The organism is Pseudomonas sp. LBUM1679, from assembly GCF_059695565.1.
Genome location: NZ_CP166774.1, coordinates 3812049 through 3835098, shown reverse-complemented (window position 1 = coordinate 3835098; position 23050 = coordinate 3812049). Strand labels below are relative to the sequence as shown.

General features: G+C 57.8%; 20 protein-coding genes. 8 read left to right on the top strand and 12 right to left on the bottom strand.

What is annotated here, in order from left to right:
- The first annotated feature begins 112 nt into the window (after positions 1-112).
- The 4 genes from ACA062_RS17345 to ACA062_RS17330 all read left to right on the top strand — a co-directional run bounded on the left by ACA062_RS17345 (position 113) and on the right by ACA062_RS17330 (position 5167).
- On the top strand, positions 113-1597 hold the full coding sequence (locus ACA062_RS17345; protein ID WP_497452200.1) for an NCS1 family nucleobase:cation symporter-1: 1485 nt from the start codon (positions 113-115) through the stop codon (positions 1595-1597).
- Between the two features lie 166 nt (positions 1598-1763).
- Positions 1764-3047, top strand: coding sequence for a Zn-dependent hydrolase (locus ACA062_RS17340; RefSeq protein ID WP_497452199.1), 1284 nt, complete (start codon positions 1764-1766; stop codon positions 3045-3047).
- 175 nt (positions 3048-3222) lie between these two features.
- Positions 3223-4713 (top strand): PAS domain S-box protein, encoded by a 1491-nt coding sequence (locus tag ACA062_RS17335; RefSeq protein WP_497452198.1) that lies wholly within the window; start codon positions 3223-3225, stop codon positions 4711-4713.
- Positions 4714-4918: 205 nt separating this feature from the next.
- Positions 4919-5167 (top strand): DUF1652 domain-containing protein, encoded by a 249-nt coding sequence (locus tag ACA062_RS17330; RefSeq protein WP_497452197.1) that lies wholly within the window; start codon positions 4919-4921, stop codon positions 5165-5167.
- 500 nt (positions 5168-5667) lie between these two features.
- On the opposite strand, the gene ACA062_RS17325 is transcribed toward ACA062_RS17330, so the two are convergent.
- From ACA062_RS17325 to ACA062_RS17295, 7 genes are all read right to left on the bottom strand, one after another.
- Complete coding sequence (locus tag ACA062_RS17325; protein WP_497452196.1) at positions 5668-6798, bottom strand: Gfo/Idh/MocA family protein; 1131 nt, start codon at positions 6796-6798, stop codon at positions 5668-5670.
- Between the two features lie 303 nt (positions 6799-7101).
- Entirely contained in the window at positions 7102-7869 is a 768-nt protein-coding gene (locus ACA062_RS17320; RefSeq protein WP_497452195.1) for an SDR family oxidoreductase, read from the bottom strand.
- Positions 7870-7913: 44 nt separating this feature from the next.
- Positions 7914-8981, bottom strand: a complete 1068-nt coding sequence (locus ACA062_RS17315) for a phosphotransferase family protein (RefSeq protein ID WP_497452194.1) — start codon at positions 8979-8981, stop codon at positions 7914-7916.
- 145 nt (positions 8982-9126) lie between these two features.
- Positions 9127-10092 carry a 2-hydroxyacid dehydrogenase gene (locus ACA062_RS17310; RefSeq protein ID WP_497452193.1) on the bottom strand — a complete coding sequence of 322 codons (966 nt, stop codon included), beginning with the start codon at positions 10090-10092 and terminating at the stop codon, positions 9127-9129.
- Positions 10093-10304: 212 nt separating this feature from the next.
- Positions 10305-10742: a hypothetical protein gene (locus ACA062_RS17305; RefSeq protein WP_497452192.1), complete on the bottom strand. Its 438-nt coding sequence runs from the start codon at positions 10740-10742 to the stop codon at positions 10305-10307.
- Positions 10743-10845: 103 nt separating this feature from the next.
- Positions 10846-11388 (bottom strand): DUF4822 domain-containing protein, encoded by a 543-nt coding sequence (locus tag ACA062_RS17300; RefSeq protein ID WP_497452191.1) that lies wholly within the window; start codon positions 11386-11388, stop codon positions 10846-10848.
- Positions 11389-11627: 239 nt separating this feature from the next.
- Positions 11628-12011, bottom strand: coding sequence for a tautomerase family protein (locus tag ACA062_RS17295; RefSeq protein WP_497452190.1), 384 nt, complete (start codon positions 12009-12011; stop codon positions 11628-11630).
- Positions 12012-12332: 321 nt separating this feature from the next.
- On the opposite strand from ACA062_RS17295, the gene ACA062_RS17290 reads away from it, so the two are divergent.
- On the top strand, positions 12333-13613 hold the full coding sequence (locus ACA062_RS17290; RefSeq protein WP_497452189.1) for a serine/threonine transporter: 1281 nt from the start codon (positions 12333-12335) through the stop codon (positions 13611-13613).
- Positions 13614-13951: 338 nt separating this feature from the next.
- On the opposite strand, the gene acnB is transcribed toward ACA062_RS17290, so the two are convergent.
- Entirely contained in the window at positions 13952-16561 is a 2610-nt protein-coding gene (gene acnB, locus ACA062_RS17285) for a bifunctional aconitate hydratase 2/2-methylisocitrate dehydratase (RefSeq protein WP_497457440.1), read from the bottom strand.
- 406 nt (positions 16562-16967) lie between these two features.
- Here acnB and ACA062_RS17280 point away from each other — a divergent pair, with 406 nt between their 5' ends.
- On the top strand, positions 16968-17438 hold the full coding sequence (locus tag ACA062_RS17280; RefSeq protein WP_128871074.1) for a DUF1289 domain-containing protein: 471 nt from the start codon (positions 16968-16970) through the stop codon (positions 17436-17438).
- Positions 17439-17558: 120 nt separating this feature from the next.
- On the opposite strand, the gene uspL is transcribed toward ACA062_RS17280, so the two are convergent.
- Positions 17559-18422, bottom strand: coding sequence for a universal stress protein UspL (uspL, locus tag ACA062_RS17275; RefSeq protein WP_497452188.1), 864 nt, complete (start codon positions 18420-18422; stop codon positions 17559-17561).
- Between the two features lie 159 nt (positions 18423-18581).
- Here uspL and ACA062_RS17270 point away from each other — a divergent pair, with 159 nt between their 5' ends.
- Positions 18582-19199, top strand: a complete 618-nt coding sequence (locus ACA062_RS17270) for a MiaE family protein (RefSeq protein ID WP_497452187.1) — start codon at positions 18582-18584, stop codon at positions 19197-19199.
- 90 nt (positions 19200-19289) lie between these two features.
- Here ACA062_RS17270 and ACA062_RS17265 read toward each other — a convergent pair whose 3' ends face one another.
- The 3 genes from ACA062_RS17265 to ACA062_RS17255 all read right to left on the bottom strand — a co-directional run bounded on the left by ACA062_RS17265 (position 19290) and on the right by ACA062_RS17255 (position 22482).
- The gene (locus ACA062_RS17265; RefSeq protein ID WP_497452186.1) at positions 19290-20783 is read right to left on the bottom strand and encodes a trypsin-like serine peptidase; all 1494 of its coding nucleotides are present in this window, start codon (positions 20781-20783) and stop codon (positions 19290-19292) included.
- Between the two features lie 230 nt (positions 20784-21013).
- A complete protein-coding gene (locus tag ACA062_RS17260) occupies positions 21014-21502 on the bottom strand; it encodes a GFA family protein (RefSeq protein WP_497452185.1) in 489 nt (162 codons plus the stop codon).
- Positions 21503-21621: 119 nt separating this feature from the next.
- Positions 21622-22482 (bottom strand): LysR substrate-binding domain-containing protein, encoded by an 861-nt coding sequence (locus tag ACA062_RS17255; RefSeq protein WP_497452184.1) that lies wholly within the window; start codon positions 22480-22482, stop codon positions 21622-21624.
- Between the two features lie 113 nt (positions 22483-22595).
- Here ACA062_RS17255 and ACA062_RS17250 point away from each other — a divergent pair, with 113 nt between their 5' ends.
- Positions 22596-23009, top strand: a complete 414-nt coding sequence (locus ACA062_RS17250; protein WP_497452183.1) for a VOC family protein — start codon at positions 22596-22598, stop codon at positions 23007-23009.
- Positions 23010-23050: the final 41 nt, after the last annotated feature.

The window sequence follows — 23050 nt, the reverse complement described above, 5'->3', positions numbered from 1 at the left end:
GTTTGCAAAGTTTCTATGGAACTGCCCGATGCGCAGACGGGGTGCCCGGCACGGTTATTGAAGCCATCAGCCCTGATGAGCAAAAAATAATTCAAAGAACAGTGGAGCGGCCATGCAACAGATCAGATCGCAAGTGACCGAGCGCGACGGCTTGTTCGAGCTCGAAGCCGGCAGCGATGTCCTCGACAGTCCCCGTTACAACCACGACATGGCACCGACCAAAGTGCGCGAGCGAACCTGGAACAAATGGCACATCACCGCCTTGTGGGTCGGCATGGCGATCTGCGTGCCGACCTACACCCTCGGCGGGGTACTGACCGCCTACTTCGGCCTGAGCGTGGGCGAGGCGCTGCTGGCGATTCTGTTTGCCAACATCATCGTCCTGATCCCGCTGACGCTGAACGCCTTCCCCGGCACTAAATACGGTATTCCGTTTCCGGTGTTGCTGCGTTCGTCCTTCGGCATTCTCGGCTCCAACATTCCGTGCCTGATCCGCGCGTTGGTGGCCTGCGGCTGGTTCGGCATCCAGACGATGTTCGGCGGGCTGGCGATCCACCTGTTTCTGGGTTCGGTATTCGAGGGCTGGAAGTCACTGGGCGGTACCGGAGAAGTCATCGGCTTCATGGTGTTCTGGGTGCTGAACCTGTGGGTGGTGATTCGTGGCGCCGAATCGATCAAATGGCTGGAAACCCTGTCGGCGCCGCTGTTGGTGCTGGTGGGTGTGGGGCTGCTGGTGTGGGCGATGCCGAATGTGTCGATGACCGAGTTGCTGGCGATCCCGCCCAAGCGTCCGGAAGGGGCGAGTGTGGTCAGTTACTTCGCCGCCGGCCTGACCGCGATGGTCGGGTTCTGGGCCACCTTGTCCCTGAACATCCCAGACTTCAGTCGCTATGCGAAAAGCCAGAAAGACCAGATTGTCGGGCAGATCATCGGCTTGCCCCTGACCATGTTCCTGTTCGCCTCCCTCGGCGTGGTGATGACGGCCGCCTCCGTGAAACTGGTGGGCGTCACCGTCTCCGATCCGGTCACTCTGATCGGCCATATCCAGAGCCCGGTGTGGGTTGCGCTGGCCATGGCGCTGATCATCATCGCCACGCTGTCGACCAACACGGCGGCCAACATCGTTTCGCCGACCAACGACTTCCAGAACATTGCGCCCAAGGTCATCAACCGGACCAAGGCGGTGATGCTCACCGGGCTGGTCGGGCTGGTGCTGATGGGGCATGAACTGCTGAAAAAGCTGGGGCTGATTGTTTCCGATCTGAGCCTGGAAACGGTCTATTCCAACTGGTTGCTGGGTTACTCCAGTTTGTTGGGGCCGATCGCCGGGATCATGGTGGTGGACTATTTCCTGATCAAGAAGCAGCAACTGGATCTGGCCGGGCTGTATCGCGATGACGTTTACCCGGCGTGGAACTGGTTCGGGTTTATCGCCTTCGGTGTGCCGGTGGTGTTGACGTTGTTGTCGCTCGGGAGTGATGCGTTCAGCTGGTTCTACAGCTATGGCTGGTTTACCGGGTCGGCCCTGGGCGGGGTGATTTATTACGGGTTGAGTGCGATGCGGCCGAGTCCGACTGCAGTGAAATCTGCGGTGTGAGCACTGGCCTCATCGCGGGCGAGCCCGCTCCCACAATTGTTCGGGTGTACACAACATTTGTGTACGACATGAATCCCTGTGGGAGCGGGCTTGCCCGCGATGACGGCCGCAAATACACACAGCAAATGCCTGAAGAAATCCATAAGAACTGCCTGAGGAAATCATCATGAACGCAGCCGTAGACGTTCTGCAGTCCACCCATCAGCACATCAACCGCGACCGCCTGTGGCAGTCACTCATGGAGCTTGCAAAACTCGGCGCCACGGTCAAGGGCGGTGTCTGTCGCCTGGCCCTGACCGACCTCGACCGCCAGGCCCGGGATATTTTCGTGCGGTGGTGCGAGGAGGCCGGGTGCACCGTCAGCATCGACGCCGTCGGCAACATCTTCGCCCGCCGCCCCGGGCGCAATCCGGACTTGCCACCGGTCATGACCGGCAGCCATATCGACACCCAGCCCACCGGCGGCAAGTTCGATGGCTGCTTCGGTGTGCTGGCTGGCGTCGAAGTCCTGCGCACCCTCAACGACCTGGGTGTGGAAACCGAAGCACCGCTGGAAGTGGTGGTCTGGACCAACGAAGAAGGCTCGCGCTTCGCGCCCTGCATGATGGGCTCCGGCGTGTTCGCGGAAAAATTCACCCTCGAAGAGACCCTGGCCAAGGTCGACGCCGAAGGCATCACCGTCGGCGACGCATTGAACGCCATCGGCTACGCCGGCCCGCGCAAGGTCAGCGGTCACGCGGTAGGGGCCTATTTCGAAGCGCACATCGAGCAAGGTCCGATCCTCGAAGACGAACACAAGACCATAGGTGTCGTCATGGGCGCCCTCGGACAGAAATGGTTCGACCTGAAACTGCGCGGCGTCGAAGCCCACGCCGGCCCGACCCCGATGCACTTGCGCAAGGATGCCCTGGTTGGCGCCGCGATCATCGTCGGCGCCGTCAACCGTGCCGCCCTGGGCCACCAACCCCATGCCTGCGGCACTGTCGGCTGCCTGCAAGCCTACCCCGGCTCACGCAACGTCATTCCCGGTGAAGTGCGCATGACCCTGGACTTCCGTCATCTGGAACCGGCGCGCCTGGATTCGATGATCGCCGAAGTCCGCGAGGTGATTGAAACCACCTGCGAGGCCCACGGCCTGACCTGTGAACTGACGCCCACTGCCGATTTTCCGCCGTTGTACTTCGACAAGGGTTGTGTCGAAGCGGTGCGCGGCGCCGCCCAAGGGCTGGGCCTGTCGCACATGGACATCGTCAGCGGGGCAGGGCACGACGCAATCTTCCTCGCTGAGCTTGGTCCGGCCGGGATGATCTTCGTACCGTGCGAAGGCGGCATCAGCCACAATGAAATCGAGAACGCCGCGCCGGATGACCTGGCGGCCGGGTGTGCGGTGCTGTTGCGGGCGATGCTGGCAGCTTCGGCGGCCATCGCGTCTGGAAAATTGGCGGCCTGAACAGCAAAAGATCGCAGCCTGCGGCAGCTCCTACATTGAGCAGGTACACCAGTGATCACGCGGATGCGGTCTTTCATGTTTATTCGGTGATCACCTTCTGCACGAACATCAACGCCAGCGGTCGTAATCTTCACAGGGCAGCGCGTAAACGCGCCCCCACACCCGTGGAGATGCAATGAGCCAGGACGTCCTGACCACCGAAACCAATCGCCGCCAGTTGCAGCAGATCATCGCGGGGCTGTCCGACGGGGTGATTCTGCTGGAGCTCGACCAGACCATTCTTTGGGCCAACGAGGCCGCGCTGGCCATGCACGGTGTCAGTCGGATCGATGATCTGGGCGCCAATGCCAGGGAATATGCCCGGCGCTTTACCTTGCGCTATCGCAATAATCACCCGGTCCCGGCGGACAATTACCCGATCAGTCGCGTGGCTCGGGGCGAAACGTTCAGTGATGTGTTGGTCGAGGTGATGCCCGCAGGGGACGAAGAGCGTACCTGGGTCCACAACGTGCGCAGCATGGTGCTGACCGACAGCGCCGGTGAACCGGAGTCGCTGGTGCTGATCATGGACGACGTCACCGAATGGGCCAGTGCCGAGCAGCGATTCGAAAAGACTTTTAACGCCAATCCCGCCCCGGCGGTGATCTGTCGCCTCAGCGATTTGCGCTACATCAAGGTCAATTCCGGATTCCTGGAAATGACCGGTTACTCCCGTGATCAGGTGATCGGTTGTTCAACCTATGAATTGGATGTGCTGGAGGGGGCCGAGAACAAAGACCTGGCCAAGCAACGGTTGCGCGAAGGGGCCACCATTCCGCAGATGCAGGCCGAGTTGCAATTGCCCGAAGGGGGCAGCAGACAGGTCATCGTCGCCGGCCAACCCCTGGAGCTCAACGACGAGGCCTGCATGCTGTTTTCCTTCGTGGACATGGAGCCTCGGCACAAGGCCGAAGTCGCTCTGCGCCAGAGTGAGGAACGTTTTGCCAAGGCCTTTCGCTTGACTCCGGTGCCGATCCTGGTGTGTAACGCCGGCGATCAGGTGGTGATGGACGTCAATGAAGCCTTTCTGGACACCTTCGCGTACCCCAGCGAAGAGGTGCTCGGCAAGACCCTCGCGGCGATCGATTTCATCCATGACAAAGGCGCTCGTACGAAGTTGTTCGCGGCGTTGGAGAAAGCCGGAAGCCTGGACCGGATCGACGTACGTATGCGTAAAAAAGACGCCGGGGAGATCGACTGCGCAGTCTCCGCCGACACCGTGAACATCCAGGACAACCCATGCTACTTGTTGGTGTTGATGGATATCACCGAGCGCAAACGCACGGAGCTGGAGTTGGTGTCGGCCATTGAGGAGGTCATGAAAGACGCCTCGTGGTTCAGCCGCACGCTGATCGAAAAACTCGCCAACGTGAAGCATGTCAACTCACCGAAGGTACCCAGCGTGTCCTTCACTGACCTGACTGCCCGGGAGCGCGATGTGCTCGGCCTGATCTGCGAAGGCCTGGCCGACAAGGAAATCGCCGCGCGGCTGAAACTGGCGCCTAATACCGTGCGCAATCACGTGTCGACGGTGTATTCCAAACTCGATGTGCACAGTCGCAGCGAGGCGATTGTCTGGGCCCGCGAGCGTGGGTTGTTCTCGGGTCAGTGGCGGGTCAAAGGCTAGCGCGAAGGTGCAAATGCACTATACCTTGAGATGCAAATGGATGTTCTGGCGAGGTGCCGCAGTGCTTAGTCTGTAAGGGTGCGATAGAGATCTTTGGACCGCTATCGCGTCCCCTTCGGAACAGCTCAAGGAACAGCCACATGCTTCGCCAATTCAAGACAGTTTCGGTCGACGGGGCAATCAACCGGGCCAGGGGTGAATCGCAATGATTTATCTGGCGCAATTGCGCGCGCAACTGGAGCAGCAGTTTTCTCCTCGCGCTTGTGAGTGCAGCGTGTCGGGTGATAACTCGGTGACTGTGAAGCTGTATCACCCGGTCTCCGGGCAGGTGGACCTGGTGGTCAGTGGACTGAATGTGACGAGCCTCAGATCACCGGAGGCCGTGGCAGCTTTGGTTGAAGAGCTGCGGTATGAACTTGAGAGCAATACCCTGCATCTTCCCGAAACGTCGTAATCCTGCCTTTCTGTTGCCGGCCCGTGGACTTTCCAGCGTTGTTTTGTTGTCACACCACTGTGTACATCACTTATCGCGGGTCAACCTATGAAAAGTCTTGGGAAACGCGTTTTTGCGCCACTGCCGCTTGCCCTCTGCGCGGTGATACTCGGTGGTTGTGCCAGTCCTCCGCCTCCACCCCCCCTTGCTCCGCCGCCGCCCCCTGTGCGTACCTGCCAAACCACTGAAAACGTTGATGTGCAAGGCGACATGCGAGCGGAAGGGCAGGTGACCCGAAACACCACCCTGACCCGTTGCATCACTCAGTAAGCGCGGATCAGTTGGCGTAGACCGCCAGCGGCATAGGAGCTGCCGCAGGCTGCGATCTTTTGATCTTGATTGTTGGCGCTCTTGAAGACGCCAGCATCAAAAGATCGCAGGCTTCGCCAGCTCCTGCATTGAGCTGTTACACCAGTGATCACGCAGATGTATGCAACAGGCGTTGAGCTGCTGGCGGGCGCTCACTGAGTGGTCGATCCGAGCTCTTCCAGCCTGACCCAGCGCGACTCTCGCGCCGCGAGGCGAATCGCCGTTGCCAGGCGTTCGACTTCCCACGCCTGCTCGAAATCCGTGCCACCCTGACCGAACCCGGCCAGCGCCATCACCAGGTCATGCACTTCCAGGGTCTTGAGTTCGTTGTAGCCCAGTTGATGCCCCGCCGCCGGGCTGAACGCGGCATAACCCGGCAAATTCGGTCCCGCCAGCAAGCGTTGGAAACCGTCCTGTCCGGCGCGATGGAGGCGCAATTCATTCAAGCGCTCCTGATCGAATGCCAGGGTGCCTTTTGTGCCGCTGATTTCAAAACTCAGGTGATTCTTGTAACCGTGCTTGAGCCAACTGCTGCTGAATGTCCCACGCGCACCGTTGGCAAACCGCAGCAGGGCATGGACCTGATCATCGACCGTGATGCTGCGTTGCTCCTGGCTGCCCGGCGTGGCGGGACGTTGCCCGTGCACGGTCTGGGTGTCGGCGCATACCGACTCGACATCGCCCACCAGATAACGGGCCATGGCCAGCAGGTGGCTACCCAGATCCGCCAGCGCGCCACCGGCATGCCCGGCGTCGCACCGCCAGGACCAGGGTGATGCGGGATCGGCCATGAAGTCTTCGCTGAACTCCCCCTGGAAACTGATGATATGCCCCAGCTCGCCGTTTTCGATCAGTTGCCGCGCCAGGCCGATGATCGGGTTGTGCTGATAGTTGTAACCCACCCGCGTGACCACGCCTGCCGCTTTCGCCGCCTGGCGCATGGCATCGGCCTGTTCAAGATTGACCGCCAGCGGCTTTTCGCAGTACACCGCTTTGCCGGCGCTGAGCGCGGCCATGGCCATGGGGTAGTGCAGGTGGTTGGGCGTGGTGATGGCGATCAGGTTGACCTTGGGATTATCGATCAATTGCTGCCAGTCGCTGTGGGCGGTTTCGAACCCCCAGGCGTCGGCGCAGTGGCGGGCACGCTGTGGATCGGCGTCGGCCAGGGCGGCGAGTTTGAGCTTCAGGGGGAGTTCGAACACTGCACTGACATTGCGAAACGCCAAGGCATGGGCGCGGCCCATGAAGCCTGTGCCGATAAGACCGATACCGAGTTCGCGCATGGCCGGGACCCTCTTTGGATAATTGTTTTCAGAAGTTCATTAATAGAATAAATATACCCAAAATGCAATAAATGGAATAAATATTCCGTGTGCGCGAATTTCGGCGTAGGAGCTGCCCCAGGCTGCGATCCTTTGATCTTGATTGTTGGCGATTTCGAAGACGCCAAAGTCGAAAGATCAAAAGATCGCAGCCTTCGGCAGCTCCTGCAGGGGTTCGGCGTCGAATGGGAATAATGAGATCAGCCGGTGCACCTACAAAAAAGGCAGCCCTGAGGCTGCCTTTTGGTCTTCTGTAGAACCGTGTCAGGACAGGAAACCGCCATCCACATTCAGCGACACGCCAGTGGTGTAACTCGACGCATCGCTGGCCAGGTAAAGCACGGCCCCCGCCATCTCACTCGGATCCGCCACACGCTTGAGTGGAATTTGCTGCAACGCGGTGTTCAGGATCGCCTCGTTCTTTACCAGTGCCGAAGCGAACTTGGTATCAGTCAGGCCTGGCAGCAGGGCATTGCAGCGAATGCCGAACTGCGCGCATTCCTTGGCGAAAACCTTGGTCATGTTGATCACCGCAGCCTTGGTCACCGAGTAGATGCCCTGGAAAATCCCCGGCGAGACACCGTTGATCGAAGCCACGTTGATGATGCTGCCGCCGCCGTTTTCGCGCATCAGCTTGCCGGCTTCCACCGACATGAAGAAGTAGCCGCGGATGTTGACGTCCACGGTTTTCTGAAACGCGCCGAGGTCGGTGTCCAGTACGTTGCAGAATTGCGGGTTGGTCGCGGCGTTGTTGACCAGGATGTCCAGGCGCCCGAACTGTTCCTTGATGCCGGCGAAGACCTGGCTGATCTGTTCCATTTCACCGATATGGCAAGCGATGGCGGTGGCTTTGCCGCCGGCAGCGACGATGGCATCGGCCACGTGCTGGCAGCCGTCGAGTTTGCGGCTCGAAACGATGACGTGGGCGCCTTGCTGGGCCAGCAACTTGGCGATGGCTTCACCAATGCCGCGGCTGGCACCGGAAACGAAAGCGATCTTGCCGTCGAGGTCGAACAACTGGGTCTTGGACATGGGATTCCCTTATGAAAAGTCTTGTTATTGGGCCAGGGGCGTAGTCAGAGGCTGGATTTCTGGATGACCTGCAAGCTCATCTGCTCCAGCAGTTTGTTCATGTGAATGAACTGCGCGAAGCGTTTGTCCTGGGTCTGACCATGGAAGAAGCGGTAGTAGATCTGCTGCACGATGCCGGCCAGGCGGAACAGGCCGTAGGTGTAGTAGAAGTCGAAGTTGTCGATCTGGATGCCTGAGCGTTGGCCGTAGTAATCGACGAACTCACGGCGAGTCAGCATGCCCGGGGCGTGGCTCGGCTGGCGGCGCATCAACTGCACAGGTGCCGGGTCGTCGGCTTCGATCCAGTAGGCGAGGGTGTTGCCCAGGTCCATCAACGGGTCACCGAGGGTGGTCAGTTCCCAATCGAGCACGCCGATGATCTGCATCGGTTTGTTCGGGTCGAGGATCACGTTATCGAAGCGGTAATCGTTGTGCACGATGCTCGGCGTGGGGTGATCGGCCGGCATTTTGTCATTGAGCCAGGCCTTGACCGCTTGCCACTGCGGCGCGTCCGGGGTCAGGGCTTTTTCGTAGCGCTCGCTCCAGCCTTTGATCTGCCGCGCGACGTAACCTTCAGGTTTGCCGAGGTCGCCCAGGCCACAGGCCTTGTAATCGACCTGATGCAGTTCGATGAACTTGTCGATAAAGCTCTTGCACAGGGCTTCGGTCTTTGCCGAATCCAGGCCCAGCTCCGGCGGCAGTTCAGCGCGCAGGATGATGCCCTTGACCCGTTCCATCACATAGAACTCGGCGCCGATCACCGATTCATCGGTGCAGTGCACGTACGCTTTAGGACAGTACGGGAAGCCGTCCCGGAGCTGATTGAGGATCCGGAACTCGCGGCCCATGTCATGGGCAGACTTGGCCTTATGGCCAAAGGGCGGCCGACGCAGGACGAATTCCTGTTCGGGGTATTCCAGCAAATAGGTGAGGTTGGACGCACCGCCCGGAAACTGGCTGATGGCAGGCTGGCCACTGAGCCCCGGAATATGAGCCTTGAGGTACGGATCGATCAGGCTGGCATCGAGTTCTTCGCCGGAGCGGATACGGGTGGACTGGTCAGTAAGCGCCATGCTTATCCCTTCTGCTTATTCTGGAGGCCTGAGACTATTGGCTAATCTAATGCGCACACCCGACACCCACAACCACGAACAGCCGTTATAGGTGAGCGTGTTGCCGGGCAATCATTGCTTTTGATACACCCGTTTGAATGACCGCCTATAGCACTGCCTGGGTCCGGGATGCCGGCAGATCGATAGGGGTGAGCACCGGCTGTGAGGAAAAGAATGCCACCAGATTGCGGCCCACCAGCTCCACGGTTCCCTGGGTTGCCTCAGGCGACAAACCGGCAACGTGCGGCGTCAGGATCACGTTGGCCAACGCCTTGAATGCATCCGGTACACGGGGTTCGGCATCGAAGACATCCAGCGCGGCACCGGCAATTCGTCGCTGTTCCAACGCGCTGATCAGATCCGCGGTGACGATGACACTGGCCCGGGCGATGTTGACAATGAAGCCTTTGGGGCCCAAGGCATCGAGCACGTGTTTGTTGATCAGGTGTTTGGTGCCCAGGCCGCCGGGGGTGGCGACGATCAGAAAGTCCGAGGCGCGCGCCAGTTCGGTCGGCGTCGAGCAGAAGCTGTAGGGGACGTCGCTGCGATGCTGGCGGTTGTGGTAGCTCACGGTCATGTCGAAGCCGTGAGCCGCACGCTTGGCAATGGCCATGCCGACAGCGCCGAGACCGAGGATGCCCAGGCGTTTGCCGGCCAGGGAAGGACGCATGATCTTCGGCCACTCGCCCCGGCGCACGGCGGCGTCGCAGCGTGGAATGTCGCGCACCAGCGCCAGCAGCATCGCCATGGCGTGGTCGGCAACCGAAGACGCATTGACCCCGGCACCGTTGGTGACCGTGATGCCCCGGTCGGCGGCGGCCTGCAGGTCGACCTGTTCGTAGCCGGCGCCGATCACGCAGATGATCTTGAGATTGGGCAGGGCGGCGATTTCATCGGCATACAGTCCTAAGGGACCGCGGGTCAGTACTGCATCGATCTGACCGCCATGCCGGGTGATGGCCGCGGCGCGCTCGACGGGCGTCGGGGCCAGAATCAGGTGGAAGCCCTGATGTTCGAGAATCGGCAGGTAATCATTGATTGTTTCAACCAGTACCAGAACGGTTGCGGGCATTACTCTGCTCCTGTGATCATTGGCGTGTCGGGCACGAAAAAGTGGTTTCAGGGTGCTGATTCCCCAGCGGATTGGCAATGGTCGTCAATCGCGGAGGAGGTGTTTTTTAGTCTGGACTGCATCCTGAAAGAAGCAAATTCACGCTTCAGGGCACGGAGCCGATGTGACGTCACAGTGCAGCACACCGCAAATACAGTGTGCTGCCGCAGGCGTCACTGGGCAGTTTGCGTTTGTTGTGCCTTGGTTTGTTCCGCCAGTGCGATCGCTTTGAAATCATAGGTGGGATAGAACTCGGTTCTGTAACTTCCCCACGCCGTATTTTCGAGCGCAAGGTTTACTTCTGCCAAGCGGGAGGCCGGAAGGCGCAGTGTGACGACTTGTCCGATACCCATCATGATGTTCCAGCTGACAACCTCTACCCCCGCAGGTGGAAAGGCCTTATAGAATCCTTGCCTGGCAAGCTGGGCCTTTAGTTCGCTCAATGGTCGTGACTGATCGTGCTTTAAAAAGACGGTCAGCATGACGGCGTTATCTGGCGTGGATACGGCATTTTTTGCAGGGGTGGGCGTGGTGGATTGCGCATTGGCAACGGAAAACGCCGAGAAGATCAGTAGCGTAGATATTAGTAATGTTCTGAGTGTTTTTTGCATGGTGAAACTCCATGTTGTTATTAGGTGACAAGATTTGTTTCAGGCGGCAGTGCTACTTCAGCCTAATGAATGGAATCGTTAGTGTCCTGCGGGCCGTCTGGTTTCAGTTGGTATTGGTATTGGTATTGGTATTGGTATTGGTATCTGGCTTGATGGCGGACTTTGTAACTACTGTTCCGGTGTAGGGGGCATGCACGACATGGATGCGCACCATAGGGTTATTGTTCACCATGTCGCGAGGCACTTCGCGTGAATAGGTGAACTCATTGGCGTTCAACGTTTCCAACTGCCTGACCACGGTTTTGGTGGGTCCCACATCGGGCACTAGAACGTGGGTTTTTTGATCGCCGGTGACAAAAAAGTAACCGCCACCTCCTTGGTTGTACTTTGACTCTCCCGTATCGGTGTAAAAGAACTCATAGCGATTGCGTTCGGGGTCCCACGTTGATATGCCGACCACCCCAGGATAGTTCTCTTTTACATCCGTTTGGGGTGCGCCCTCTATATAGACCTTGGTTGTCAGCCACCGAGGAGAGGATGCCAGTTCCCGAATATCGGCAGTGGCGGGGGCTTGTTGCGCAAAGCCACTGAGAGGGCACAACAATGCGACGGCAAGGAGTGTGGAAGTAATATTATTATTGGGCATGCGGATAGCGCCTTGTCAGATTTGAGAGTCGCTTGCGATTGATCATCCTGATTCAATGCATGAAAAATATAAGCAGAAAATGAGGGGTGTTCAATGGCGGGTAGTTGATTGTAACAATTAAGTCTGTCCGGCGCCGAAGAAATACTTTGTCGTGCTTGTTTATAAATATATTGTTTGTAGGTGTTTTCCCACGCGCCGACAGTGCAAGGCGATCAATATTGTTTATATCGGGAGCGAGATCAGAGGGCGTACTGGGCAACGCCGTTGCCGAACGACCAGTTCTCTTTCTTCACTTCCACCAGATTAATGAAAACATCCTCTGGGCGCACCGCCAGTTTGACATTCAAGCTGTCAACGATGGTTTTATAGAGCAGCTTTTTCTGTTCGACGGTGCGGCCTTCGCTCAGCGTGATTTGAATCACCACCAGGTTGTCGGTGCGGTTGATACCCAGGTAGCCGGGATCGAAGATGAAATGCTGTTCATCGTGCTCGGCAAGAATCTGGAAATTATCGTTCTCTGGCACGCCAATGGCGCTGTGCATGGCGGCGTAGATCAATTGCCCGATGCGTTTGGCGTGGGTTGGATCCTGATGCTTCTTGATATCGACGCGAACCAGTGGCATGGCAAGATTCCGGGAGGAATGCAGGTCACTTCAAAATACATGATGGGAGACCTTTATCAAATGGGGACTGCCGATCCAATGTAGGAGCGAGCTTGCTCGCGATGGCGTTGAGTCAGGCAAAATCATCGTTGAATGTGCCGCTGTCATCGCGAGCAAGCTCACTCCTACAGGGGGTGGCACAACCACTCCTCAGCTAAGTCTTTGCTTCTGTTCATTAATCCCGGACAATCGCGCCCCTGTTTCGGCCAGGGCGCTGCCTGTCGGTTTTTCCGACTCGCCCTGACCGGGTAGCAAGTGACCGGAATGCGGAGATCCCACCGGATGAATGATCAGGCCAATAGCGTCGACGAACGCTATGTAGCGGCGACACCAGCAAGCCTTACCCGCTGGAATCGCCATGACACCACCTGGATGCTGGGCCTGTTTGGCACGGCCATCGGGGCTGGCACGCTGTTTTTGCCGATCAATGCAGGTCTGGGCGGCTTCTGGCCGCTGCTGATCCTGGCAGTATTGGCGTTCCCAATGACGTTTTACGCACACCGTGGCCTGACCCGCTTTGTGCTGTCCGGACGCGAAGGCGCGGACATCACCGAAGTGGTGGAAGAGCACTTCGGGATCAAGGCCGGCGCGTTGATCACTTTGCTCTACTTCTTTGCGATCTTCCCGATCCTGCTGATCTACAGTGTGGCCCTGACCAACACCGTGGGCAGTTTTCTCGAGCATCAATTGCACATCATGCCACCACCGCGCGCCGTACTGTCGTTGGTGCTGATCCTCGGCCTGCTGGCCGTGGTGCGTTGCGGCGAGCAAGCGATCGTCAAGGCCATGAGCCTGATGGTCTATCCGTTTATCGTGGCACTGCTGTTTCTCGCGGTGTTCCTGATTCCGCACTGGAACGGCGGCATCCTGGCCACCGCGTCCACGCTGCCTGAACCCTCGGCGTTGTTGCACACCTTGTGGTTGGCGATTCCGGTGATGGTGTTTTCGTTCAACCACTCGCCGATCATCTCGGCGTTTGCGGTGGACCAGAAACGTCGTTACGGCGATCACGCCCAGGAGCGCAGCTCGCAGATCCTGTCCCGGGCCCACGGCTTGATGGTGGTGATGGTGCTGTTTTTCGTGTTCAGCTGTGTGCTGACGCTGTCGCCGGCGCAACTGGCCGAGGCCAAGGCGCAGAACCTGTCGATCCTGTCCTACCTGGCTAACCACTTCAGCAATCCGACCATCGCCTTTGCGGCGCCGTTGATTGCGTTCGTGGCGATTTCCAAGTCGTTCCTCGGTCACTACATTGGCGCCAGTGAAGGTCTTAAAGGACTGATCGTGAAAAGCGGCAAGCGCCCGGCACCGAAGACGCTGGACCGTATGACGGCGGCGTTCATGCTGGTGGTCTGCTGGATTGTTGCCACGCTGAACCCGAGCATCCTGGGCATGATCGAAACCCTCGGCGGTCCGGTCATCGCAGCGATTCTGTTCCTGATGCCGATGTACGCGATCCGCAAGGTGCCGGCGATGGCGCGTTATCGCGGCCAGGCTTCCAATGTCTTTGTGACGGCCGTTGGTTTGGTGGCTATTTCGGCGTTGATCTATTCGCTGAGTGCATGATCGCTGCGGATTGTTTGATCTGATGAAGTGAATGACGGCTGATCCGCATGCGGATTGGCCGTTTTTTTTTGGCTGGCGTGTCGGGTATTGAGGCCGTACACAGATCAACTGTAGGAGCTGGCTTGCCAGCGAAAGCGGTGGGTCAGTCGACTTATTTATTGCTGAACGGACGCCTTCGCTGGCAAGCCAGCTCCTACAGTTGATCGGGATAATGCCCAGCTGCCAGGGGCGCCAGCCACTGTGACCACAGAAACGGGTATTGGACGCCAAGTATCAAAAGGCATAAAAAAACGCCGCTCATCTCACGATGGGCGGCGTTTTTTTTTTGCGTTGCAGCGTTAGGCTTGAACAACCGGGATATTGGCGTTCGCAGCAGCCTCACGGAACTCGGCGATCTGGTCGAAGGACAGGTAGCGGTAGACATCGGCCGCCATGCTGTCGATCTTGCCCGCGTACTCCATGTACTCCTCGACGGTCGGCAGGCGACCCAGGATCGACGCCACGGACGCCAACTCAGCCGAAGCCAGGTAAACGTTCGCGCCGTCACCCAGACGGTTCGGGAAGTTACGGGTCGAAGTCGACACTACTGTCGAATTCGGCTCTACGCGTGCCTGGTTACCCATGCACAGCGAGCAGCCTGGCATTTCCATGCGTGCGCCAGCCTTGCCGTAGATGCCGTAGTAGCCTTCTTCGGTCAGCTGGTGAGCGTCCATCTTGGTCGGCGGCGACAGCCACAGACGGGTTGGCAGCTGACCCTTGACCTGTTCCAGCAACTTGCCGGCAGCGCGGAAGTGACCGATGTTGGTCATGCACGAACCGATGAACACTTCGTCGATCTTCTCGCCAGCAACGCTGGACAGCAGACGGGCGTCGTCCGGATCGTTCGGCGCGCAGAGCACAGGCTCCTTGATGTCGGCCAGGTCGATTTCGATGATTTCAGCGTATTCGGCGTCAGCATCGGCAACCATCAACTCAGGGTTGGCAACCCAGGCTTCCATCGCTTGCGCGCGACGTTCCAGAGTACGTGCATCGCCGTAGCCTTCGCCGATCATCCAGCGCAGCAGGGTGATGTTGGAGTTCAGGTACTCGGTGATCGACTCTTTCGACAGCTTGATGGTGCAACCGGCAGCCGAACGTTCAGCCGAGGCGTCGGACAGCTCGAAAGCCTGTTCGATGCTCAGGTTGTCCAGGCCTTCGATTTCCAGGATGCGGCCGGAGAAGGCGTTTTTCTTGCCTTTCTTCTCCACGGTCAGCAGGCCAGCCTGAATCGCGAAGTAAGGAATGGCGTGAACCAGGTCACGCAGGGTGACGCCCGGTTGCATTTTGCCTTTGAAGCGCACCAGGATCGATTCCGGCATGTCCAGTGGCATAACGCCGGTGGCAGCGGCGAACGCGACCAGACCGGAACCGGCCGGGAACGAGATGCCCATCGGGAAGCGGGTGTGGGAGTCACCACCGGTACCGACGGTGTCCGGCAGCAGCATGCGGTTCAGCCAGCTGTGGATGATGCCGTCGCCCGGACGCAGGGAAACGCCGCCGCGGGTCATGATGAAGTCAGGCAGGGTGTGGTGGGTGGTCACGTCGATCGGCTTTGGATAAGCCGCGGTGTGGCAGAAGGACTGCATCACCAGATCGGTCGAGAAGCCCAGGCACGCCAGGTCTTTCAGTTCGTCACGGGTCATAGGACCAGTGGTGTCCTGGGAGCCGACGGTGGTCATCTTCGGTTCGCAGTAAGTACCTGGACGAACGCCTTTGCCTTCTGGCAGGCCGCACGCCTTGCCGACCATTTTCTGTGCCAGGGTGAAGCCCTTGCCAGTGTCGACAGGTGCTTCAGGCAGCTTGAACAGGTCGGTAGGACCCAGGCCCAGCTCGGCGCGGGCTTTGTCGGTCAGGCCGCGACCGATGATCAACGGGATACGGCCGCCAGCACGAACTTCGTCCAACAGGACCGGAGTCTTCATCTGGAAGGTGGTCAGGACTTCGTCGGTGCCGTGTTTGCAGACTTTGCCAGCATGCGGGTACAGGTCGATCACGTCGCCCATGTTCATGTTGGTAACGTCGAATTCGATCGGCAGTGCGCCGGCATCTTCCATGGTGTTGTAGAAGATTGGAGCGATCTTGCTGCCGAAGCAGAAACCGCCAGCGCGCTTGTTCGGCACGAAAGGAACGTCGTCGCCGAAGAACCACAGCACCGAGTTGGTCGCCGATTTACGCGAAGAACCGGTACCGACCACGTCACCGACGTAGGCGATCGGGAAGCCGGCGTTGCGCATTTCTTCGATCTGCTTCATCGGACCGGTAACGCCTTGGGCGTCAGGCACGATACCTTCACGGGCCATTTTCAGCATGGCGAGGGCGTGCAGCGGGATGTCCGGGCGGGACCAGGCATCCGGGGCAGGGGACAGGTCGTCGGTGTTGGTTTCGCCGGTGACCTTGAACACCCGCAGGCTGATCTTGTCGGCCAGCACCGGGCGGTTCTTGAACCACTCGCCGTCAGCCCAGGATTGCACTACGCCTTTGGCGTGAACGTTACCGTTCTTGGCTTTTTCCGCCACGTCGTGGAAAGCATCGAACATCAGCAGGGTGTGCTTGAGTTCTTCGGCCGCTACTGGCGCCAGTTCGGCGTCGTCCAGCAGGTTGACCAGGGTCACGATGTTGTAGCCGCCTTGCATGGTGCCGAGCAGTTCAACAGCGCGTTTCTTGTCGATCAGAGGGGAAGTGGCTTCGCCTTTGGCCACAGCAGACAGGAAGCCGGCCTTTACATAGGCTGCTTCGTCCACGCCAGGCGGCACGCGATTGGTGATCAGGTCAACGAGGAAAGCTTCTTCGCCAGCCGGGGGATTCTTCAGCAGCTCGACCAGGCCTGCAGTTTGTTCGGCGTTAAGCGGCTGGGGAACGATACCCAGTGCTGCACGCTCTTCGATATGTTTGCGGTAGGCTTCAAGCACAGTTATTACCCTCATCAGTGGTCCCATCTGGGTGTCCGGGACGCTCATCCCGAAATTGCCGTACTCATGCGCTTCATGGCGTTGTGGGCCACTCAGCCAGAATTACCGACAATTCCTTACAGAAGCTGCTTTCAAAGTTTTACGCCTGCAGAACGGGAGCTGATGAGGGTTGGCGTTGGGCTTTTCCCCGCTGGAAAAACCCTTCGCCAACACCGCTCTGAAGGAACGACTGTGCTCGTGACGCTTTGAAAACAGCTTCTAACGGACATTGGCGCCTTAAAAGGCTGGCTGATTCTACGGGAAAAAAAAATTAAAGGTAAGTTAGGGTCTGACTTTTGAGGGGTGATGAATGTTAGACAAAGGGCTAACATGCCCACCTGTTCTGCTTTTCCGTGTCCTCCTACCTATGCCCAATCAGACCATCAAGACCCCCTGCGTCGGCCTTTGCTCCACTGTTTACGGTGATTTGGTGTGCCGTGGCTGCAAGCGTTTCCACCATGAAGTGATTAACTGGAATGGGTACAACGAGGAAGAAAAACGTGCGGTGTGGCTGCGGCTTGAGCAGTTGCTGTCCCAAGTGATGGCCAGCAAGCTGGAGATTTTCGACCCCCAGCGCCTGCGATGGCAGCTGGAGCAACGCAAGATCCGTTTTGTGCCGCATCAGTCGCAATATTGCTGGGCTTACCAGCTGATCGCCCGTGGTGCGCGGGTGATCAACAATCTGGAAGCCTACGGGATGGTGCTGATGCCGGAGTTTCGCGACTGGAACCTGCCGGAACTGCGTGATGCCATCGATCGGGAGTTCTTTTTGCTCTCCGAGGCGCATTACCAGCGCTATATCGCGCCGGGCTTTCTCAGGGACGCCTTTGGCGGCTAAAAGCATCGCGGGCAAGCCACGCTCCCACAGGGTTTGTGTCGTGCACAATGGTTGTGATCGACACAAACCCTGTGGGAGCGTGGCTTGCCCGCGAAGGCGTCCTTATTGGCGCTGCCTATATCAATGCTGAGTCACGATCTCCTCCAGGTGATCCATGATCGTATCCGGCTTCAGTACCAGCACGTCACTTTCCACTGCATCCAGCACCACTTCCGCCGTATTCCCGATCAATGCCCCGGATAACCCGGACCGCGCAACCGTGCCGATCACCGTCACCGACGCACCGAGCTTGTGCACCATATACGGAATCAACACATCCGCCGGCCCTTCGGCGATATGCAGGTGTTCGTCATCAATGTCGAACTCGGCCTGAAAGGTCTTGCACTGCTCGCGATAACGGGCTTCGATGGTTTCGCTGAGTTGCAAGGTCGGGTCGGCCGCCGACAGCATCGGCGATGGATGGGCACTGACCACATGCAAATGGGCTCTGGCCAGGCTGGCGATGTCATAACCGTGGTCGACGATGCTGGCGTGCAAGGTGCGGTGTTCGCCATCGGTATTGCCGACGTCGATCGCCGCCAGAATGACCCCGCCGGTCCAGGGCTTCGACGTCTTGACCAACAGCACCGGGGTTGGACAGTAGCGCAGCAGTTTCCAGTCTGCCGGGGTCAGCAGGGCCTTTTTCAACGGGCTGTCGGGGTAATGCTGTTTGATCACCAGCCCGCAGCCTTCCGCCTGCTGCACGTCGACGATGGTTTCGTGCAGGCTTTCATTCCACGCCTGCTCGGTGGTGACGCTGAAACCGTCCTCCAACAGGGCGGCCTTGAGTACGCCCAGCATGGCGCTGTGGTCATGCTTGCGGTCACAGACCAACAGGTGCAGATGGGCCTGGGTCACGCCGGCAATCAATTTGGCCCGTTTGAGCGCCAGGCTTTCCGAGTGTTCAGGTTCGATGACCACCAGGATGCTGCGGATGGCTTGCATGTTCGGGATCTCCAGGAAGGTAAAAAAGCTGCGTTGGACAACTATAGTTGCTGGCCGGGCATTCGGGACTTGATGCATATCAACGGTCGCGGCTGGTGGTCTGCCGGCAGGCCGGTATAATCGGCGCCCTTCGTTTTGAACCTTTTATCCGTGAGCCCCATGATCCTTCCCGAAATTCACGAGTTCCTCGGCTGCCGAACCCCCGACGGCTGGATCCAGGCCGCGCTGGCCGATCAGGAAACCCTGCTGATCGATCACAAGAACTGCGAATTCAAGGCCGCCAGCACGGCATTGAGCCTGATTGCCAAGTATCACTCCCATGTCGACCTGATCAACCTGATGTCGCGCCTGGCCCGGGAAGAGCTGGTGCATCACGAACAGGTCATGCGCCTGATGAAGAAGCGCAAGATCGAGCTGCGTCAGCTGTCCGCCGGGCGTTACGCCTCGGGGTTGCGCAAAGTGGTGCGCAGCCACGAACCGGTCAAGCTGGTGGATACCCTGGTGGTCGGCGCGTTTATCGAGGCCCGCAGTTGCGAGCGTTTCGAGGCGCTGGTGCCGTATCTGGATGAAGAGTTGGGCGCGTTCTATTTCGGCCTGCTGAAAAGCGAGGCGCGGCATTTTCAGGGCTACCTGAAACTGGCCTACCAGTACGGGGACGCCAAGGACATCGCCCAGGTAATCGACAAGGTCCGTGCCGCCGAGCAGGAGCTGATTGAATCGCCGGATGTGGAATTCCGTTTTCACAGTGGCGTACCAACGCCCTTGGCAGTGAACTGAATTACATGGAAAAAACCCGTCAGCCGCGCTCAGGCTGGCGGGGTCAAACATCAAGGATTGCTCAAGATGAACTTGGCCAATCTCAGCCATTCACGGCAATGCCAGCAGGTCAGTGCGAGCACTTGAGTAGCGGTCGCTTAGATCCTTGTTTCGACTGCACAGCGTCAAAGGAAGTTTTTCCGCTGTAAACGTAATAGTTTCAAACGTTTCAATGTAGTCTTTGACCGGTATTGCACTGCAGTCTGTATCTTTGGCCGGACTGGTGTAATAGAGCGTGCCAAAATACATCGGAATTGAATACTGCCATTTAATGTGATAGTTCCAGTCAGCGCTCAATATAATGGTCGGCTCCGGCATCCGCACTGGTGTTCTCTCGATCAGTTGTGCAGGGGTAACCCAGGCGCTTTTCAGCAGCTCGATGCTAGGCCTGTGGTCTGCAGATTCGACGCCTATGATGCAAAGATAATGCATGCCGGATTCACGGCTTATCGGCGCCTTTAGCGAAGCATCGGTTGCATCGAACGTGCCGCTGTAGTCATGAGGAGATTGGCAAAGCGCAACATCCTGCACTGTTTTGAATCGGTAGTAGGCGGTGTTCAATGTAAAATCAACCTGTACAGCAGGGGGCGAACTGTTGATATCCTCAGGCATGGCGATGTATTGGGTGGGCCACGACGAGGTGAGCACCTTGAACGTAGTGTAAGGTGCGCACGCATTTGAGTCGTTGCTGAAAACGCCATTGCTGAAACAGCCCGATAAATAATCGACGGGAACGCTGTAGTGGGTATCGGAGGACCACACCGGTTGTCCTCGCCTGATTTCACAGGGCGCATTGTCAAAGCATTTTTCTTCAATCTTCGCGCCATAGGTACTCGTCGTCAAAACACTGAGAATCTGGCCGGTATTGCGGTCAAGCACAGGGCTTCCTGAAGAGCCGGGGCGTATTTCCTTGCAGCGGTTTTTCAAGGTGGCGAGGTAGGCGCGAGTGTCTTCAACCAGAGGGGCCCCTGTCGGCTCCTGGGCGCAGGCTGCCAAACGCAGCCCGGACTCCTGAAGATCCTCTGGAGCACCGACCACAAGCACATTTGCAGTTACCCTGGGCCATTCGGATGCCATCCGAAGCGGATTAATTCCATCCGCGAGTAATGTAGACAAGGTAGCGTCCAGCTCCAGGACGGCGAGATCGGTATGTTTATAGTCCTTCCAGACAGTGTTATTGATTTTGTAGCTTTTGTAGGCGTTCGATGTGTCATTGAAGTAGTTGAATTTTACGGTTTCCTCGACAGGCTGGTCAAAACCCCATTCTTCGATCAAACAATGTGCTGCTGTAAGCAAATAGGCGGGGCCGACCGCATTGTTATTTTCATCGCGTGTATCGAGCAGGCTCGCGGTGCAGCTGGGTTCATCGTTCCAGAATATTTTCCCAACGCCATTCCAGCGGCTATGGCTGTTGTTTTGATTTTTTAGTAATACCGCGTCGGACTCATTGACAAGGCCTGCACCGAGATCGACGGCGTAAACTCCTGTCGATAAAAACAATGTTCCAGCTAGTAAAAATGAAGTATTCAGATGTTTCTTGTTCATAACCATTCCTTGGTTGATTTTAGAGGGTGAACTAAAGAGTGAGCTGTGTACTTGTAACGCATGTACGTGCGAGTCAAACAGTAAAAGCTTCGGCCTTGCGCAGCAAGTTTCGACGGCAAACGCAGGAGGATGAATGATTTCGGTCCTTTACAAAACGGGTAAAGCTCCCTGCGCCCAGCAAGGGTGCGACAAAGCGTTCACCGTTCCCGCTGCAGCAGGGCAGGCTCGCTTCAGCGGCTCAAACCCAGACGTTCATGCCACTGGGCGATCGACTCTTCGGGATAGACATCGAACTGCTTATCGCCAGGACGCACGTCGACTTCCACCCACGGCGCCCTGGAATCGAGGAGCAAGTGCGTGTGTTCTGGCGGCACCGGCAGCGGGGTGTCGATGACGGATGCAAACGGGTGGATCAATTCCGGCCATTCGGGGCTGAACAACCACAAGCCGGAGCCGCAAAGGGAGCAGAAATGCCGTTCGGCAGTGCTGCGGTGGGCGCGCTTGGCGCCTTCTTCCTTGAGTCGTGCGTGGTAAATCGCGATGTGTTTGCGGCCACGCACTTTCAGGCTGGCGGCGTCACCCGCAATATTGATCGAATAACCGCCCCCGCCCTGGGTCTTGCGGCAGATCGAGCAGTAGCAACGCTGGTAGGGGTAGGGGTGGGCGCTGGTCAAACCGAATGACACCGCGCCGCAATGACAGGAACCTTCGAGCTGCATGACATCCTCCGACGAGTCTGGAACTTACCCAGTACAGCCTAGGGGGCGTTCTCAATTAGTTTCCCCGCCGCGGTGTGGAAACTAATTGAGAACGCCCCCTAGACCCTCAGCGGCCCTCCTTAGTCTGTTGAAAGTACCTTGCACAACACGCTCATCATGTTGGGCCTGTCAGTCTGGACATGGCTGACCAGCGCAATCTCTCTGTCATACCGGTCGATGCCTACCGGGTGCACTGCGCACTTATGGCCCCAATGTTCAAAGCCGGACCAATACGGCACAAGGCTCACGCCAAGACCTTCGGTGACGAGCATGGCAATGGTCTCCAGTGCATCCAGATCCAACAGTGGCGTCGGCGTCAAGCCATTGTCCGCCAAGAAATGCTCGGCATGGCGTCCGCCCCACGAATCTGGATCGTATCGAATGTAGGGACGGGTTTTCAGTTGAGCAAGGATGCTGTCCGAGGTCTTTTCCTTCGACAGGAAAACCAGAGGTTCCTTTCGCAGCGATACCAGATGCAACGCTTTTGGCAATTCAAAAGGCGGAACGACCAATATGGCAGCGTCCACTTCACCTGAGAGAAGTGCTTGATACAACGAGCGCGATGTTCCCGGCACAATGACCGGCTTGAGACCCGGTGCCAGCTCGGTCAGGGCCCGCAATGCTCCGGGTAGCAGACCGGTCAGGACGGTCGAAATAGCGCCTATTCTCAATGGTCCCGTAAGCCCCCCCACGTCGGCGTCGCCCGCCAGTAGCGCAATCTCGCGAACGACGCGTTTGGCTCTGGGCAATAGACATAGACAGGCTTGACTCGGCTTGGCTGAGTGCCCGACGCGAGACAGAAGTTCGAAGCCGAGTTGCCGTTCGAGCGCGAGAATTCGCTGACTGACCGCTGCTGCCGTCAACCCCTCCACGCGCGCGGCATGTGCTATGGAACCGCATTCCACGACCGTGATGAGGCTTTTCAGATAACGGGTGTCCATAACAAATTCTTTCGATGGCATTAAAAACTACATGCTATCTCTTTTGATAAAAACCGCACAAGCTTCATCCGGTCCAGTCATTTGCGCCTTCCGGTGATTTTCAGGAGCCACCTATGCAGTCGATTTTTCATTTTGCTTTTCACGTCCGCGATTTGGCGCTTTCCCGTCAGTTCTACTGTGATTTACTGGGTTGTGAGGAAGGTCGAAGCACTGATACATGGGTAGACGTCAATTTTTTCGGGCATCAATTATCGTTGCACTTGGGCGAACCCTTTCCAGTGAGTAACACCGGAGAGGTAGGCGCGCACAAGGTGCCGATGCCCCATTTTGGTGTGATATTGCAGATGGCGGACTGGATTGCCTTAAAAGACCGCCTGATCAAAGGCGCAGTAAAGTTTGTTCTCCCACCGGACATCCGTTTTCCTGGAGAGCCCGGAGAACAGGCAACCATGTTCTTTCTGGACCCTGCCGGGAATCCTATCGAGATAAAAGGTTTCGCTGATTTGCAATCGGTTTACGCGACTTGAGAGGTGTCCATGGTGGTGCAACTCCAGGAAATGAAAAAGGA